Origin of the sequence: Siccirubricoccus phaeus (genome assembly GCF_008360935.1) — a bacterium.
GTDB lineage: Bacteria > Pseudomonadota > Alphaproteobacteria > Acetobacterales > Acetobacteraceae > Siccirubricoccus > Siccirubricoccus phaeus.
On the sequence record NZ_SRXO01000022.1, the window covers coordinates 1 to 15,399 of the forward strand.

The window sequence follows — 15,399 nt, forward strand, 5'->3', positions numbered from 1 at the left end:
GCAAGCTGAAGGACTTCAAGCGCATCGCCATGCGCAGCGAAAAGACCGACCAGAGCTTCGCCGCGATGATCTACCTCGCCACCACCGTGATCCACTCACGCTAAATCTCAACAGACCCTAGAGCGGGATCGGTCGAGCTACGCTCACCCGCCCCGCTCTAGCTCATTGTTCGGTCGCGTGATTCACGGTTTCGGTCGATTCGACCTCAACCGATCACGCTCCAGCGTCCTGCCTGCGACCTTCGCCGCAAATCCGGCCAGCTTCGCAGGATACCCAACTTCGCAGGATACTAGGCGTCCTCGGCCGCCAGCAGCTCATCGCGCAGCAAGGTGATCTTGTGGCGCAGCGCGGCCACCTCCTCCTTGTTGCCGCCGAAGGCGCGTTCCAGCCATTCCGGCTTGATGCCCCTCGCCACCTCGCGCAGCGCGCGGCCCTGCTCGGTCAGGTGGATGCGCACCTGGCGCTCATCCTCCGTGCAGCGGCAGCGGGTGATGATCCCGGCGGCCTGCAGCCGCTTCAGCAGCGGGGTCAGCGTGTTGCTTTCGAGGAAGAGCCGGTCGCCGATCTGCCCGACCGTCAGCCCGTCCTCCGTCCAGAGGACCAGCATGACGAGGAATTGCGGGTAGGTGAGACCAAGCTTGTCCAACAGCTTCTTGTTCGCCCTGCCCACCGCCTGGGCGGCGGAATGGATGGCGAAGCAGAGATACTGATCCAGCTCCAACGTGGCCTCGGTCATGGCGATCTCCCTGACGCCAGCGGCTGCGGTGAAGAATGGCGGGGAGCGGCAAGCGGTCGCCCGACCGAGACTATAAGTCGCAGGCGACGTGATCGTCCATGCCAAATCCGCATGACGAAGGTCAGAAAAATATCAAGGCGTCGGAGATTTGGGAAAGGAACCCTTCTCCGGCCGGCGCACCCCCCACCCCGGCCCCCGCCGCGAGGCGGGCGGAGGCCCGCGCCCATGGGGCGCGAGAGGGTGGGGGCGAAGGATGGGGCAGGCCTTCCCCGCCCCTTACTTCACCGGCAGATACTGGGAGACGAAATCGCAGGCCGGGGTGGAGCGGCCGTCATGCGCCGCGGTGCGGCGATAGAAGGGCTCCAGCTTGGCCGGGCAGAAATGGGTGACGAGGCTCTGCCGCGTCCGGGCCGCCTGGGTCACCGCCGCGGCGCCGTTGGCGAGATCGGCGTGCCAGATCAGCACATCGCCCTTCTTCGCCAGGAATTTGCCGCGGGTCTGGTTATAGGTCTTCGCGTCGGCGAGCAGGCTGTCGAGATAGGCCTGATGCTCCTCGGTGAAATTCTCCATCCACTTGCTGAAGCCGCCGAACAGGAAATCCGGCGCGCGGTGGCTGCCGATGAAGTACTCCGGCTCGCCCGTCCCGGCCTCGATATCCTCCAGCGCGGTCCAGCTCGCCGCCATGGCCAGCGGGTTGCCGTCCACCTTCACATAGGCGGTGTCCTTGTGCATCGCCTGCTGCAGGCCGCGGTGGAAGTTCAGGCTCTGGAAGGCCTTCGGCTTGTCCTCGAACAGGGCGGTGAGGAATTCCATCACCGCCGGGGCGGCGATCACCTGGCGCGCCGCCTCGGAACGGGCATAGGCGTCGAGCAATTTGCTGCGGCCATCGCGCCAGCGGCTGTCGGGCGGGATGTAGCGCATCATCCCGTCCGGCTCGAAGGTCTCGATCAGCAGCCCGGCCGGCGGGGTGTGCCACAGCTCATCCAGCTCGCCGCGCAGCCGGTCGATGAGCTTCGGCGCCACCGCCTTCTCGATGACGGTGTAGCCGTCCCGCGCGAATTGGAAGAGCCGGGTCGCCAGCGCGTCGCTCAGCGTGCCGGCGCGGTGCTTGGCGCCGACCTGGTCGATAAAGTCGGAGCGGTCGATCCAGAGGCCGCCGACGCGGCTGACGGTGGCGCGCACCGTCTCTTCCTTCTTCGTCGCGCCCGGCAGGGTGACGAAGATGTTGCTGTCCGCGAAGCGCAGCTTCAGGTTGGCCAGATCCTGCTGGCCGAAGAATTGCGGCATCTGGAAGCTGAAGGCGCATTCGCCATCGGCGATGTCCGCATCCTTCAGGTCCTGGCGGAACAGATCCGCCACGAAGCGGCCGATGACCTTGTCATTCACCAGGACATCGAAGGCAAGTTTTGACTCCGGGTGGTCGTCATTCAGCACCCAACCCTCCAGCAGCAATTCGTCGAGCCTGTCGATGCTCCCGCGAATGGGCATGTGTTCGTCTCCACTCTTGCGCCGGAACCGGACCCCGGGCGGGTAGCTTTCTACCCGAGGTTGTGATGGTGCGTCGCACAAAATACTCACGTCGGCGTGAGACGAGCAATATGAATCCCCGTCTCAGCTTGTAAAAGCAAGCGAAGGTGAGCGTGCTTGCACGCTTCGTTGCAGGTCTCGTCGATTTTTATCTACCCGCTGACGTAACCAGGACGGCACTCGGCAGCGATAAATATCACTCGGGTCGTGCACCGCCGGTACAGGCAGAAGTTGAGCCAATCGGCGATTCTAAACCAAAAATAATACGCCTCTTCAAAAACCATCCAGGCTGGAGGCCAGCCCCCAACGGCGCCGCGGCCGGGCATCGCCACGGCCGGGGGCAATGAAGACAGGCTTTTGCCCCCAGCCGGCATGTCTCCGGATGCCGAGGGCCTGGTCAGGCGGCGCAGCCCTCCTCCCGCAGCAGCGCCTCGACCAGCGCCGGGGAAATATCGCCGGCGGTGAAGGCCTCGCCCGGGCCGCGCAGCAGCACGAAGCGCAGCGCCCCGTCCCGCGCCTTCTTGTCCTTGCGCATCCGCGCCAGCAGCGCGGCGGCGGAGAATTCCCGGCCCAGATCGCGGATCCGCGCCGGCAGGCCACAGGCCTCGAGGTGGGAAATCACCCGCCCCGGCAATTCCTGGCTGCACTCGCCCAGCCGGGCGGAGAGCGCGGCGGCAAGGCCGAGCCCGACCGCCACCGCCTCGCCATGCAGCAGCGCCCCACCATAGCCGCTTTCGGCTTCCAGGGCGTGGCCGAAAGTGTGGCCGAGATTGAGCAGGGCGCGGCCGCCTTCCGGGCTCTCCTCCCGCTCATCCGCCGCCACCACGGCGGATTTCAGCCGGCAGCTCTCCAGCACGGCATGGGCCAGGGCGGCGGGGTCGCCGGCGACCAGCGCCTCCCCCTCCGCCTCGCACCAGCGCCACAGCGCCTCGCCGGAGAGCAGCCCGTGCTTCGCCACCTCGGCATAGCCCGCCCGCAGCTCCCGCACCGGCAGCGTCGCCAGCGTCCCGGTATCGGCCAGCACCATCCGCGGCTGGTGGAAGGCGCCGACCAGGTTCTTGCCCAGCGCCAGATTCACCCCCGTCTTGCCGCCGACGCTGCTGTCCACCTGCGCCAGCAGCGTCGTCGGCACCTGCACGAAAGGCAGGCCGCGCAGCGCGATGGCGGCGGCGAAGCCGGCGAGGTCGCCCACCACCCCGCCGCCCAGCGCCAGCACCGCCGTGCGGCGATCGACGCCGGCGCCCAGCATCTCCTCCAGGACCCGCTGCACCACGGGGAATTGCTTGCTCGCCTCGCCCGGCGGCACGGTGCATTCCACGGCGATGGCGAAGCCCGCCTCCGCCAGCCCACGGCGCAGCGTGGGCAGGTGCAGCGGGCCGACGGTCTCGTCCGTCACGATGGCCACGCGCTTCGCCGGCAGCACCGGCGCCAGCAGCGCCCCGGCCCGGGCCAGCAGCCCCTCGCCGATCGCCACCTCATAGCTGCGCTCGGCAAGCTGCACCGGCAGGCGGAGCGGCGGCTGCCAGGCGGCGATCGCCTCCTGCACCCGCCTTGTGGTGGCTTCCGGGCTTTCGTCGCTGCAGGGAATCACCAGATCGGCCTCGGCATACAGGGGGTGGCGGTTGCGCATCAGCCGGTCCAGCACCTCGGCGGGATCGGCGTTGAGGAACATCGGCCGGTGCTCCCGCCCCGCCACGCGGCGCAGCAGCACGGGCAGCGGGCAGCGCAGCCAGACGCTCAGCGCGCCGGAGCGGCGGATGGCGGCGCGGGTCCGCGCCTCGGCGAAGGCGCCACCGCCGGTGGCCAGCACGATGGGCCCGCCGGAGAGCAGCCGGGCGATCACCCGCTTCTCGCCGTCGCGGAAATGCGCCTCGCCGTAGCGGGCGAAGATCTCGGTGATGGGCAGGCCGGCGGCGGCCTCGATCTCGGCATCCGCGTCGCGGAAGGGCAGGCCGAGCTTCGCCGCCAGCCGCCGGCCGATGGCGGATTTCCCCGCCCCCGGCATGCCGACGAGCACGATGCTCCGCCCCTCCGGCATGGCGGGGGTGGGCTCGACCGGCGCCGGGGCCCAAGCGGGGGGGGCGGTCGATTCGATGGCGTTGGCGATGTTGCGCGACACGATGGCCAAGGGTAGCACAGCGCCGCCGCGGCGCGATGGGGCGGCTGACCGCAACGCGTCACCGAATTGCCGCTGAAGAGCCGCGAGGAGCCCTGCCGTAATGTTTCGCCGACCTGTCCTGTTGCTGGTCCTGCTGCTGCTTGGGCTGCTGGCGGTGGGGCTGGTGGCGATCGGCGCCTTCCCGCCCGGGATCTCTCCGGCGCCGGTGGAGCGGGTGCTGCCGAACGACCGGTTCCAGACGCGCTAAGGAGTATCGGGGGCTTTGCCCCCGAACCCCACCAGGGGCTCTGCCCCTGGACCCCGCCGGGGCCAGGACCTGGCCCCGGACGCCAGTCTGAGTTCTCCAACCCGACGGTTCGACCTGCCGACTCTGGGCCCCTCCCCGGCGGGGTGCAGGCCGCGACGGGCCTCCTGCTGGGGGCATGGGGGCGAAGCCCCCAACTCTGCTAGTCTGCCCCCAGATGGACCGCCACCTCGAAGCCTTCCTGGAGATGCTCGCCGCCGAGCGCGGCGCCGCGCGCAACACGCTCAGCGCCTATCGCACCGACCTCGAGGACGCCGCCGCCTTCGCTGCCCGCCGCCGCCACCCCCTGCAGGAAGCGACGCCGGAACTGCTCCGCGCCTGGCTCCGCCATCTTGCCGACCAGGGCTTCTCCCCCCGCACCGCCGCCCGCCGCCTCTCCGCCCTGCGGCAGTATTTCGGCTTCCTGGCCCGCGAAGGGCTGCGGCCGGACGACCCCACCGCCATCCTCGACAGCCCCCGCCTGCCCCCCGGCCTGCCCAAGCCCATCGCCGAGGCGGAGGTCGAAGCCCTGCTCGCCGGCGCCGCGAGGCTGGAAGGCCGCCGCGGCGCCCTGGCCGTCGCGGCGGTGGAGCTGCTCTACGCCTCCGGCCTCCGCGCCAGCGAGCTGGTGGCGCTGCCCGCCGCCGCGCTGCGCGAGGACGCCCCGCTCATCGCCATCCGCGGCAAGGGCGGGCGGGAGAGGCTGGTGCCGATCTCCACCCGTGCGCGGGAGGCGGCGCTGGCCGCCCGCGCCGAAGCGCCCGACGCCCCAGGCCGGCAGCGCTGGCTGTTCCCCTCCCGCGGCGCTTCCGGCCACCTCACCCGCCAGGCGCTCGGCCTGCTGCTGAAGGAGGCGGCGCTGGCCGGCGGGCTGGACCCCGCCCGGGTCTCCCCGCATGTGCTGCGGCATTCCTTCGCCAGCCATCTGCTGGCCCGCGGCGCTGATCTGCGCAGCCTGCAGCTCCTGCTCGGCCATGCCGACATCGCCACCACCCAGATCTACACCAAGGTGCTGGAGGAAAGGCTGCGCCAGGTGGTGCGGGAGCATCACCCGCTGGCGCAGGGCCAGAGCGCGATCGGTTGAGGTCGGATCGACCGGAACCGTGAATCACGCGACCGGACAAACAGCCAGGGCGGGTGTGTGAGCCTGGGCGAACGCACCGCGCCCTGGTGTCCTGCCCGCTGCGTTCGCTGGATTTCCGGCGAACGCCGCGGACAAGCAGGTCACCGAAAACAAAAGCCAGTGGCCCGAGAACGAAGTCCGCAGGACTTCGGAATCCGGACACTGGAGCAAACTCCGGTCAGGCGGCATCGCCTGATCGGATTTCTTGTTCCAGAAAATATAATGTCTAGAGCAGTTTATCTCCGATCTGACGGATCACGACGTGATCCGTCAGATCGGAGGCTGCTCTAACCCGCGCAGCGGCCGATAGCCGCGCCGGGCGCGTCCGGCCGAGGCGCGTCCCGAGAGCCTGTCCCGCGAAAGCGGCCCGCGGCGCGGTCCGGCGATCCTGGCGCCCCCCGGGCCTGCCGTTGCCATCGGCAGCGGCGGGCCCACGTCCTGGTGAGGACGCATGCCAGGACCCTGCCGGAACAGGCCCTGACACCGAGGAGACATCCAATGCCGAAGGCCCTCATCATCGGCGTCGGGGACGGGCTTTCCGCCTCCCTCGCCCGCAGGCTGGCCGGGGAAGGCTACGCCCTGGCGCTGGCCGCCCGGAACACCGCCAAGCTCGGCGCCCTGGCGGCCGAGACCGGCGCCAGCCTGCATGCCGCGGATGCCGCGGACCCGGCCGCCATCGCCGCCCTCTTCGCCGCCGCCGGGGAGGTGGAGGTGGTGGTCTACAACCCCAGCTACCGGGTGCGCGGCCCGATCGCCGAGCTGGACCCGGCGGAGGTGCAGAAGACCCTGCAGGTCACCGCCTTCGGCGCCTTCCTCGCGGTGCGGGAGGCAGCGCGGCAGATGCTGCCGCGCGGCCACGGCACCATCCTGCTGACCGGCGCCAGCGCCGGGGTAAAGGGCTTTGCGGAGAGCGCCCCCTTCGCCATGGGCAAATTCGCGCTGCGCGGCCTGGCGCAATCCGCGGCGCGGGAGCTGCATCCGAAGGGCATCCATGTCGCGCATATCGTCATCGATGGCGGCATCAGCAGCGCCCGCCGGCCGGAGCGCGGCGAGGCGACGCTGCTGGACCCCGACGCCATCGCCGAAGCCTACTGGCAATTGGTCCGCCAGCCGCGCAGCACCTGGAGCGCGGAGCTTGAGCTTCGCCCTTGGGTTGAACGCTTCTGAACAATGTTTGCGCAGGATGTAGAAAGGGCGGAACTGCTGGTCGAATGCCAGGAACGACCCTGCCGTCCTGCGACACAAAGGGTCGAGCAGGGATCGCGGGCAAAGCGCGAATAGGGCCGAATTTCCGGGCCTTGCACCGTGTCTTTCGCATGGACGAAACGACATGCGCCTTGATCCCTGCCTATTCTCAATAGTAAGTGTGCATACCATTCACGCATGCCGGAGCCGCTGAATGTGCGCCGTGCCGAAAGCCAATGACCCCGATAATGAGAGCGTGGATCGTGCCGCCTTGCGGTTGATGCTCAACTACGTGGAAGCCGAATGCCTACGGATCGGCGCGACGGAAGCCGCCCGTCACGCTGCCCTTGCCGCGGCGATGATGCCGCCGCCGGTACCCCCGGCGCCGCTGCCCCTGCCGCGGCGCAGCCGCATGCACTGAGACCCCCTTGAAGGGGTCCCTGGGCCCTGCGCAGCTTGCCATACAGGCTGCCCTGGCTCGCTCCGGAGATGTCTTCCGCCATGGTGCGGCGCGCCTCCAATCCCTGCCGGCGCAGCCAGCGCCGGCGCCGTTGCGGCAGGGCCGCGGCCCTGAGCTGCGCACCGGCCCCGTCTCCCGGTCCCGTGCCCGATGGCCGCCGGGACGTGATTTCGCAGGCCGGCCGGGCACGAGGCGCCCGGCCCGCTTATGCCCTCCGCCCGGCCGCGCTTTCGGTGGCTGGACCATGCGCCGTACCTGTCCTGGGCTTCCGCCCCGCGTCTGGCCTAGCGCTTTCCGCCCTTCGGTGACCTCCGGATGATCGCCATGGCGGAGGCCCCGCCACTCCGACGGATCGCCGGGCGACTTGGAAAATGCGACCAGACGAAGGGCCGGCGTCCTGCCCGCCAAGTTCGCTGGATTTCCAGCGAACGCAGCGGACAAGCAGGCCCCTGAAAACACAAGCCGGTGACCCGAGAACGAAGTCCGCAGGACTTCGGAGCGGGACACTAGAGCGGGTTCCCCGGGCACAGGCGGGGTGAAGCCGCTCCAGGCGGCCCGGCCGGGCAATTCCCGCGCGTCCCGTCACCGCTCGCCGTCGCCGCACGGGCCGCTTCCCGCAGCCTGCGCCTTCCTGCACCCCGGGCTTTCGACGCTCGCCCGCGGCCGTCTGTCAGGACCGCGCCTTCGGATCATGCGTGTGGTGCCGGTCCCGCTCCCCGCCGCCGCCGGAGACGCGGCTGCGGGTCGGGTTGGTCGGGCTGTTCGGCTGCGGCCCCTGGTCGTCGCGCGGGCGATGCGCTGCGCCATGGGTGCCGCCCTGGTGGCTGCTGCCCGGGCCGCCCTTGTCCCGTTCGGTATCGTGCTCGCCGCGCTGCTGCGTTGCCATGCTAGCGGTCCTGGCTGTAGCCCTGATGGGTGGTGTTCTGCCGCAGATTCCCCTGCCGCCCCTGCTGGGCGAGGTTGCGGTCGCGCGCGTCGCTCGGCAGCGCCTCGCTTTCCTGCGTCCCGTCGCGCACCTGGTCGTCCTGCGGACCGGGCCCCTTCGGGCTGCGATTGGCCGGCGGCACCGGCGGCAGATGGGCTTTGGACATGAAGCGTCTCCCCTGAAGCCTGGTCATCCGGCCCGGGCGGCGGCAATGCCCTCCGCCCCGGCCATGAGCCTGACCCAACGCCCGCCCGCCCGCCGTTGTTCCTTGCCTCAGCGCACCCACCAGCCCGGGGCCAGCACCCAATAGCCATCCGCCTGGCGCAGCAGATCCCGCTCCGGGCGGTGGGAGGCCTCGGCCAGCGCCAGGCTCGCCGCATCCCGCAGCACGTAGAGCGTGCCCGGCTCATAGGCGCCGCTCGCCAGTACCTCCGCCATGCGGGCGCGCAGCGCGGCGGCGGCGGCGCCATCCACCCGGGCCATGTAGATGCTGTCGGTCGGCAGCCGGGCCTCGGCGGCGAAGCGGGCGATGCTTTCCCAGCCCTCGCCCATATTCGCCGCCGGCACGGCGCGGACCCTGGCGTAGCGCGGCGCCGCCTCGGCCCAGAAGGGGTCGAACAGGCGCTGCGGCACGCCGGCGGGGGCGCCGGCCACCAGCCCGTGGCGCGCGGCGAGGCCCGGGGCCAGATCCGCCCATTGCAGCGCCAGCACCCCGGCCAGCACCCAGCCCAACCGCCGCCCGCCCCAGCGCCGCGCCGCCAGCGCCACCGCGGCGGCCAGCAGCGTATAGCCGGCTGGCCAGGCCATGCGCTCGGCATTCCGCAGGGCGGAGAGGCGGCGAACCAGCGCCTCCGGCAGGGGCAGCTCCAGCAAGGTGCCGCCGCCCAGAGTGACATGCTGGGTCACGGCGAAACCCAGCAGCGCCAGCAGCACGGCGACCAGCGGCCAGAGGCGGCGCGGCGGGGCTTCAGGCGCCCGGGCGAAGGCGTAGGCGCCGAGCAGCAGCAGCGCCAGCCCGCCGGCGCCGAGATAGAGGCTGCCGGCCTCCCAATGGTCCGGGCCGGGCAGGTCCGGTAGCAGGGCGGACCACATGCCGCCATCCAGCCAGGCCAGCAGATCGGCATTCCAGGTGCCGTAGCCGCCCATCTCGCTGCCCGGGCCGCTGTCCAGCCCGCCCTGCAGCAGGAAGAAGCCGGCGAGCCAGAGGGCGCCGGCGATGGCGGCCGGCACCAGCAGCGCCTCCACGACGCTGCGGGGGGCGAGGCGGCGCAGCGCATCCGCCACCCAGAGCGGCACGGCCATGGCGAGCAGGTAGGAATGCACCAGCGCCGTCACCCCCAGCAGCGCCGCCCAGGCCAGGGCGCGCCAGGCGCCGCGCCCGGGGGAGGTGGCGAGCCACAGCGCCAGCAGCAGCAGGAACTGCCCCGCGAGCGGGGTATGGCCCAGCATGCGGTTGAGGAGCATGGGCTGCAGCGCCAGCAGCCCGGCGCCCATGGCGCGGGCCAGCGGCGCCCGGGTGGCGCGGCCCAGCAGCGCCCAGGCAGCCAGGCCCTGCAGGGCGCCGCAGAGGAACAGCCAGGGGCCGACATATTGCGGCAGCACCACCAGCCCGCGCAGCGCCTTGCCCAGCAGGGCGAGCAGCGGAATGGCATCGGCGAAGAAGATCGCCGTGCCCAGCTCCACGCCGTAATCCGGGTTGGCGCCGGGGGGCCAGGCCCAGGGGGAATGGACGAAATAGGTCCAGCCGAGCCAGAGCTGCACCGGATCCGGGCCCATGGGTCCGGCCAGGAGCCAGCCCTGGTTCCAGGGGTTCAGCGGCGCGAGGTGGAACACCAGCAGCACCGGCAAGGTGCCAAGAAGTGCGGCCAGGGCCGCGGAGGCAAGAGTGGGACGATCCGGCATCGGCGGGCAGGAAGCCGGCCGGGAGCGCGATGCGCAATGGGGGAGGGGCTGACAGTCGCGTGGGATGGGGGCTTCGCCCCCTGGCCCCCCCAGCAGGGGGCGTTGCCCCCTGCACCCCCGCCGGGGGGAAGAGCTTCTCCCCGGACCCCGCCCAAAGTTTTGCGCCTCGGCCAACGGGTCCAAGACGCGTGGTTTCCGAAGACCCTTCGGCCTTGGCGAGGGGGGTCGGACGTACTGCGTCCAACGAGGAGGGCAGCGCCCTCCCTCAGCCCTACCGCTCCTCGATCGCCGCCCCGATCTCCGCCCGCAGCTCTTCCTCGAGCGTCGGCTCCTCCTCGCGGACGATCTCCTCGCCGCGCGCCTGGCGCTCCGCTTCCTCGACGGAGCGGGCGACGTTCACCTGGATGGGCAGCAGCACCTCCGGGTGCAGCTCGATATTCACCGTGGTGACGCCGAGCGTCTTGATCGGCTGCGGCAGCAGCACCTGGCTGCGCGCCACCGAAAGCCCCGCCTCCTTCGCCGCATCGGCGATGTCCCGCGGCGAGACGCTGCCGTACAGCCCGCCGCTCTCGCCCGCCTGGCGGATGAGCATGACGGAAAGCCCGGCGACGCGCTCGGCGATGCGCTCCGCCTCCTCGCGGCGCTTCAGGTTCTCGGCTTCCAGATGCGCCCGCTGCGCCTCGAAGGCCGCGATGTTCTCCTTCGTCGCGCGGATCGCCTTGCCGAGCGGGAGCAGGTAGTTGCGCGCATAGCCCGGGCGGACCTTCACCAGCTCGCCCATCTGGCCGAGCTTGTCGACGCGCTGCTTCAGGATGAGTTCGATCATTGGCTTTCGCCTTTCGTCAACTGTTGCGCGGCGCCGCGCGCCGCCGGAATTGGTCGTAGAGGCCGAGGCCGATCAGGCCGGGGCCCATCACCTGCAGGAACATCGCCAGCAGCAGATAGAAGGCGGCGAGCATCAACGGCCGGGACTGCCGCCCTTCCAGCCGCCGATGCACCCCCGCCACCCCCTGCAGGAAGAGCGGGATGAGCAGCAGCAGCAGGGCGGAAAGCGGCAGCACCGCCTCCGGCGCCGCCAGATAGGCGAGCGCCGCGACGGGCGGCAGCAGCGGGTACCAGCCCGGCAGCCGCACCGCGGACCAGGCGGGCATCCCGGCTACCGGCAGGCCGCAGCGCGCCAGCAGCCGCAGCGCCGCCGCGGCCTGGCCGAGCAGCGCGAGCGCCGCCCAGAAGCCCAACGCCCCCGCCTTCAGCCGCACCAGCGTGGTCACCAGCCCTTCCGAGGCCGGCACGCCGAGCCGGTCCAGCACCACCTCCACCACCGCGCGCAGCGTCGCGTCCACCCCGCCATCATCGGCGAGGAAGAGGGCGGTGAGCAGCAATACGGCCAGCGGCCAGAGGCCGAGCAGCGCGAGCGGCAGGCCAAGGGCGTAGCCACCCCGCCGCTGCCCCGCGAGAAGCAGCAGCGGCACCGGCGCCGCGGCGGTGGCCAGCAGGATGAACGCCGGGGCGAGGCCCGCCGTGACGCCCACCAGCAGCACCGCCAGCGCCCCGCCCAGCACGGCGGCCGTGACGCCGAAGCCGAAGCCCGCGGCGAACAGCGGCAGGCCGGCCAGCCAGAAGCTGAGCGTGCCGCCCGGCAGGCCGCGCAGCGCCCAGACCAGCAGGAAGGCGGCGGCGAATCCCGCCGCCCCCGCGGCCAGAAGCCGCGGGCTGCCGGTATTGCCTGCCTGTTGCTGCGGCCCGGTCGCCGTCACCGCGCGCATCCCCTGTGCTGCCTGGTGGCGCCGCCCTGCCTAGTCGTTGATGACGTAGGGCAGGAGGGCGAGGAAGCGGGCGCGCTTGATGGCATTCGCCAGCTCCCGCTGCTTCTTCGCGCTGACGGCCGTGATGCGGCTCGGCACGATCTTCCCGCGCTCCGACAGGAAGCGGGAGAGCAGGCGGACATCCTTGTAGTCGATCTTCGGCGCATTGGGGCCGGAGAAGGGGCAGGATTTCCGGCGCCGGTAGAAGGGCCGGCGGGCGCCGACGGCAGGGCGGCGGGCGGCCGGGTTCAGGTCGGCGGGCGGGGTCAGGTCGGACATGCTGGCTTACTCCGCTTCGCCCATGGAGGGTTCGATCTCGTCGCGCGGGCGGGCGCGGAATTCCTCGCGCTCATCGCCCCGGTCGCGGCGGCCGCTGCTGAACCGGCCCGGCGGGCGCGGGCCGCGGAAGCCGCGCTCGCGCTCCCGGTCGTCGCCGCGGCGGGCGAGGATGGCGGAGGGTGCCTCGTCGATCGCCTCGATGCGGAGCGTCATCTCGCGCAGCACGTCCTCGTTCAGGCCGAGCTGGCGTTCCGCTTCCTGCATCGCCGCCGGCGTGGCGTCGATGCCGAGGAGCATGTAATGCCCCTTGCGGTTCTTCTTGATCTTGTAGGCGAGGCCACGGAGGCCCCAGTACTCACGCTTCTTCACCTCCCCGCCCTGTTCGGCGAGGACCGCGGTGATCTGGTCGGCGATGGCGTCGACCTGCTGTTGCGTGACGTCGTTGCGTGCGATGAACACGCATTCGTAGAGCGGCATATGTGACCCCCTCTGGCTGTCTCAGCCCCCGGGACCGGGCGGGATGCCACGGGCACGAATTGGGGCATAGCCGCGCGCGATGCCTCCGCGGGCGGCAGGGAAGCGCGGCGTAAAGCACGGGCGGGGGGTGGGGTGCAAGGGAGCGGAATTTATTCCTTGACTATAAGGAACAAAATGGGTACATGGCGGCGCAGGAGGTACCGCGCATGGCCCTGGTCCCGATCTCCGAACGAAGCCTCCGGGAGGCGATGCGCGAGCCGCGCTACTGGCAGGCCGGGCATCCCGAACGCGAAGCCTTTGGCCGCTGGGTAAGCCAGGGGTGGCAGGCGCTGTACGGCAAGGATGGGCCTGGGACTTCGGGCGGCGTGGTTTTCGTTCGCGCTTACAGCCGCGTGCGGAACGGCAAGGTCGAGGAGGTTGGGGCGCATCTGCGTTCCGCGGCGGAGCGAGACGGCGCCGCCGGTGATGCCAAGGAGCCGTCCGTCGATGGGGACATAATCCCGGTCATGGGGAGGCGGGGAGCCGCATGGGGGATTGCCAGGGAGTATTTGGAGCGGCTGAGGCGGCAGGGTTCCGGTCTGCCCGGTTCGAGGCCAGCAGCACCTCCTGCGCCGCCGCGCGCTGGCGCCGCCATCGCACCGCGGCCGAACCATCAGGATTTGCTGCGGCAGTTGCGCGATGATGCGCGCTTCGAAAACACCACGAAGGGCAACACCACGATCTGGGGGTTGAACGGGGGACGGGCACGTTTGGAACGCGAATTCGACCGTTTTCAACCTGGCAACGTGCAGTCTGGAGCAAGTGGGAGTGGTCCGTATCGCGTGGGCGAACTCCCTGACGGCCTGCGCATCGTTGCTCGAGGCAGTCGCGACGGCCGGCCCACGCTCCAGGTGCAGCGTGTCTCCCCCAACGGCTCGATCCGCACCTTGGAAGAATTCCGCTTTGCCGAATAGGAGGTTGAGTATGTCGTCGACCAGCCAGGATCCAATTCTCATCGGACTTCCCGACGATCTGAAGGCGCCTCGCTTCGAGCCTGCCGGGGACGCCGCAGCCCAGATCGCGCTCAACGGACAAGCCGGCGAAATGGTGGAAGTCTACGATAACCCGTATGGGCAAAGGGATGTGCGGTTCGCCGCCAGGTGGCTCAAGGAGCGCGATTGGGCCGTCATCCTTCTGCCCCGCGATGTACTGAACGTCAGCGAAGACATCGACCGGATCGCCGGGGCGGTCACCGGTGCCGGCGTTGGCACGATGATCGGGCTTGGGCTGGACGCGGCATTGCCTGGCCCCTTCGCGGCATGGCGCCTCAAGCCGGATGGAACGACCCTCAACATCTTCTTCATGGCACATGTGGCGGCTGCCAGCCTGGTCTTCGCCCCGGACCGACGGCTGGCCATTCTGGACGATGGCGAGTGCCTCGTCCTTGCCGGACCCGCAGGATTCGTCCGCCGTGCGGTCGGCGAGGTGGGCGCAGCATGGCATTACTTCGAAACGGAACGACGCGCGGAAGAACGCTTCGGTCGTCCGGGCTGGCTGCTCGATGTCCTGGCGCACTACCAGCCCTTCGCCCTGGCGGCATGAGTGCGGTTCGGTCCTGACGCACCGGGAGCCGACGGATCGCGCCTGCCCGGCAGGTCTCACCTTCGAATGTCTGGGGGAGGCTGCTCCCGCCTACCGCCGCCGCAGCACCAGCGTCGTCCAGGGCCCGACATCCAGCCGGCGGTCCAGCACCAGCCCCTGGCGCCGATGCGCCGCCAGCACCATCCGCGCCTGGGTGCCGAGCAGCCCGGCGAGGATCGCCGTGCCCCCCGGCGCCAGGTGCAGCGCCAGCGGCCGGGCCATGGCGCAGAGCGGGCGGGCCAGGATATTGGCGAAGACCAGGTCGAATTGCCGGCCGCGCAGCAGGTGGTGGCGCCAGCCATCCGCCAGCGCCGCCCGGATCAGCCCGCCATAGCCGTTCAGCCGGGCATTCTCCCCGGCGATGCGGACCGACCAGGGCTCGATATCCGTCGCCAGCACCGGCCGCTTCAGCAGCTTCGCCGCGGCCAGCGCCAGGATGGCGGAGCCGGTGCCGAGATCCAGCACCCGAAGCGGCCGGCGATGCGCCACCGCATCCAGCGCCATCAGGCAGCCCTGGGTCGAGGCATGCTCGCCGCTGCCGAAGGCGAGGCCGGCATCGAGCCGCAGCACCACCCGCCCGGGCGTCCAGGGATTTTCCACATGGGTCGGGCGGATGACGAAGCGGCCGATGCCGAACTCCGCAAAACTCTCGACGGTGCGGGCCAGCCAGCCCTCCGCCTCGATCGGCCCGGCCTGGAGCGCCGGCGGTGCGATGCCCGTCACCAGCGCGGCCAGCGCCAGGGCGCCGGCCAGCTCATCCGCCTTTGCGCCCGCTTCCCGCACGCCCTCAATGCGCCAGGTGTCGGTCGCCTCGTCCCGGACATAGGCGACCGTCGCGCAGACGGTCTGCAAGGCGGCCTCGAAGGCCGGCACCGCTTCCTCCGGCAACCCGTCGATCGCCAGCAACTCCAGCGGCTCCGCCCGGCGGCGGGAGAGGTCGCCGGGCCACACCGGCAGC

At 70.8% G+C, this 15,399-nt stretch carries 17 protein-coding genes; 6 read left to right on the forward strand and 11 right to left on the reverse strand.

The window, feature by feature from the left end; all coding sequences use genetic code 11:
- Positions 1 to 289 precede the first annotated feature (289 nt).
- From E5N76_RS23480 to aroB, 3 genes are all read right to left on the reverse strand, one after another.
- Entirely contained in the window at positions 290 to 736 is a 447-nt protein-coding gene (locus tag E5N76_RS23480; RefSeq protein WP_149539757.1) for a MarR family winged helix-turn-helix transcriptional regulator, read from the reverse strand.
- A gap of 276 nt (positions 737 to 1,012) precedes the next feature.
- Complete coding sequence (locus E5N76_RS23485; protein ID WP_149539758.1) at positions 1,013 to 2,224, reverse strand: phytanoyl-CoA dioxygenase family protein; 1,212 nt, start codon at positions 2,222 to 2,224, stop codon at positions 1,013 to 1,015.
- Positions 2,225 to 2,660: 436 nt separating this feature from the next.
- Complete coding sequence (gene aroB, locus E5N76_RS23490) at positions 2,661 to 4,382, reverse strand: 3-dehydroquinate synthase (protein WP_408021724.1); 1,722 nt, start codon at positions 4,380 to 4,382, stop codon at positions 2,661 to 2,663.
- A gap of 100 nt (positions 4,383 to 4,482) precedes the next feature.
- Between aroB and E5N76_RS29785 the strand changes: the two genes are divergently transcribed.
- The 4 genes from E5N76_RS29785 (at position 4,483) to E5N76_RS23505 (ending at position 7,394) form a co-directional block, all read left to right on the forward strand.
- Entirely contained in the window at positions 4,483 to 4,629 is a 147-nt protein-coding gene (locus tag E5N76_RS29785) for a hypothetical protein (protein WP_187830347.1), read from the forward strand.
- Positions 4,630 to 4,843: 214 nt separating this feature from the next.
- Positions 4,844 to 5,749 (forward strand): tyrosine recombinase, encoded by a 906-nt coding sequence (locus tag E5N76_RS23495; RefSeq protein ID WP_149539759.1) that lies wholly within the window; start codon positions 4,844 to 4,846, stop codon positions 5,747 to 5,749.
- Between the two features lie 537 nt (positions 5,750 to 6,286).
- Positions 6,287 to 6,955, forward strand: coding sequence for an SDR family NAD(P)-dependent oxidoreductase (locus E5N76_RS23500; protein ID WP_149539760.1), 669 nt, complete (start codon positions 6,287 to 6,289; stop codon positions 6,953 to 6,955).
- A 241-nt stretch (positions 6,956 to 7,196) separates the two neighbouring features.
- Complete coding sequence (locus E5N76_RS23505) at positions 7,197 to 7,394, forward strand: hypothetical protein (RefSeq protein WP_149539761.1); 198 nt, start codon at positions 7,197 to 7,199, stop codon at positions 7,392 to 7,394.
- Between the two features lie 709 nt (positions 7,395 to 8,103).
- Here the strand turns inward: E5N76_RS23505 and E5N76_RS23510 are convergent.
- From E5N76_RS23510 to rpsF, 7 genes are all read right to left on the reverse strand, one after another.
- Positions 8,104 to 8,319, reverse strand: coding sequence for a hypothetical protein (locus E5N76_RS23510; RefSeq protein WP_149539762.1), 216 nt, complete (start codon positions 8,317 to 8,319; stop codon positions 8,104 to 8,106).
- 1 nt (position 8,320) lies between these two features.
- Entirely contained in the window at positions 8,321 to 8,524 is a 204-nt protein-coding gene (locus E5N76_RS23515; protein ID WP_149539763.1) for a hypothetical protein, read from the reverse strand.
- 107 nt (positions 8,525 to 8,631) lie between these two features.
- Complete coding sequence (locus E5N76_RS23520; protein WP_149539764.1) at positions 8,632 to 10,260, reverse strand: DUF6311 domain-containing protein; 1,629 nt, start codon at positions 10,258 to 10,260, stop codon at positions 8,632 to 8,634.
- A 271-nt stretch (positions 10,261 to 10,531) separates the two neighbouring features.
- Positions 10,532 to 11,086: a 50S ribosomal protein L9 gene (gene rplI, locus E5N76_RS23525; RefSeq protein WP_149539765.1), complete on the reverse strand. Its 555-nt coding sequence runs from the start codon at positions 11,084 to 11,086 to the stop codon at positions 10,532 to 10,534.
- A 16-nt stretch (positions 11,087 to 11,102) separates the two neighbouring features.
- Entirely contained in the window at positions 11,103 to 12,026 is a 924-nt protein-coding gene (locus E5N76_RS23530) for a hypothetical protein (protein ID WP_149539766.1), read from the reverse strand.
- Positions 12,027 to 12,056: 30 nt separating this feature from the next.
- A complete protein-coding gene (gene rpsR, locus E5N76_RS23535; RefSeq protein ID WP_149539767.1) occupies positions 12,057 to 12,344 on the reverse strand; it encodes a 30S ribosomal protein S18 in 288 nt (95 codons plus the stop codon).
- 6 nt (positions 12,345 to 12,350) lie between these two features.
- Positions 12,351 to 12,821: a 30S ribosomal protein S6 gene (gene rpsF, locus E5N76_RS23540; protein WP_149539768.1), complete on the reverse strand. Its 471-nt coding sequence runs from the start codon at positions 12,819 to 12,821 to the stop codon at positions 12,351 to 12,353.
- 206 nt (positions 12,822 to 13,027) lie between these two features.
- On the opposite strand from rpsF, the gene E5N76_RS23545 reads away from it, so the two are divergent.
- On the forward strand, positions 13,028 to 13,774 hold the full coding sequence (locus tag E5N76_RS23545; RefSeq protein ID WP_207792090.1) for a hypothetical protein: 747 nt from the start codon (positions 13,028 to 13,030) through the stop codon (positions 13,772 to 13,774).
- A 10-nt stretch (positions 13,775 to 13,784) separates the two neighbouring features.
- Positions 13,785 to 14,402: a hypothetical protein gene (locus E5N76_RS23550; protein ID WP_149539770.1), complete on the forward strand. Its 618-nt coding sequence runs from the start codon at positions 13,785 to 13,787 to the stop codon at positions 14,400 to 14,402.
- 90 nt (positions 14,403 to 14,492) lie between these two features.
- Here E5N76_RS23550 and E5N76_RS23555 read toward each other — a convergent pair whose 3' ends face one another.
- Complete coding sequence (locus E5N76_RS23555) at positions 14,493 to 15,392, reverse strand: 50S ribosomal protein L11 methyltransferase (protein ID WP_235907852.1); 900 nt, start codon at positions 15,390 to 15,392, stop codon at positions 14,493 to 14,495.
- Positions 15,393 to 15,399 lie beyond the last annotated feature (7 nt).

Bases quoted from the DNA above. Each gene is read 5' to 3' on its own strand.
- E5N76_RS23485 (WP_149539758.1), bottom strand. From the start codon at position 2,224: ATGCCCATTCGCGGGAGCATCGACAGGCTCGACGAATTGCTGCTGGAG.
- rpsR (WP_149539767.1), bottom strand. From the start codon at position 12,344: ATGTCCGACCTGACCCCGCCCGCCGACCTGAACCCGGCCGCCCGCCGC.
- E5N76_RS23520 (WP_149539764.1), bottom strand. From the start codon at position 10,260: ATGCCGGATCGTCCCACTCTTGCCTCCGCGGCCCTGGCCGCACTTCTT.
- rplI (WP_149539765.1), bottom strand. From the start codon at position 11,086: ATGATCGAACTCATCCTGAAGCAGCGCGTCGACAAGCTCGGCCAGATG.
- E5N76_RS23480 (WP_149539757.1), bottom strand. From the start codon at position 736: ATGACCGAGGCCACGTTGGAGCTGGATCAGTATCTCTGCTTCGCCATC.
- E5N76_RS23495 (WP_149539759.1), top strand. From the start codon at position 4,844: ATGGACCGCCACCTCGAAGCCTTCCTGGAGATGCTCGCCGCCGAGCGC.
- E5N76_RS23510 (WP_149539762.1), bottom strand. From the start codon at position 8,319: ATGGCAACGCAGCAGCGCGGCGAGCACGATACCGAACGGGACAAGGGC.
- E5N76_RS23500 (WP_149539760.1), top strand. From the start codon at position 6,287: ATGCCGAAGGCCCTCATCATCGGCGTCGGGGACGGGCTTTCCGCCTCC.
- E5N76_RS29785 (WP_187830347.1), top strand. From the start codon at position 4,483: ATGTTTCGCCGACCTGTCCTGTTGCTGGTCCTGCTGCTGCTTGGGCTG.
- E5N76_RS23530 (WP_149539766.1), bottom strand. From the start codon at position 12,026: ATGCGCGCGGTGACGGCGACCGGGCCGCAGCAACAGGCAGGCAATACC.
- E5N76_RS23545 (WP_207792090.1), top strand. From the start codon at position 13,028: ATGGCCCTGGTCCCGATCTCCGAACGAAGCCTCCGGGAGGCGATGCGC.
- rpsF (WP_149539768.1), bottom strand. From the start codon at position 12,821: ATGCCGCTCTACGAATGCGTGTTCATCGCACGCAACGACGTCACGCAA.
- E5N76_RS23550 (WP_149539770.1), top strand. From the start codon at position 13,785: ATGTCGTCGACCAGCCAGGATCCAATTCTCATCGGACTTCCCGACGAT.
- E5N76_RS23515 (WP_149539763.1), bottom strand. From the start codon at position 8,524: ATGTCCAAAGCCCATCTGCCGCCGGTGCCGCCGGCCAATCGCAGCCCG.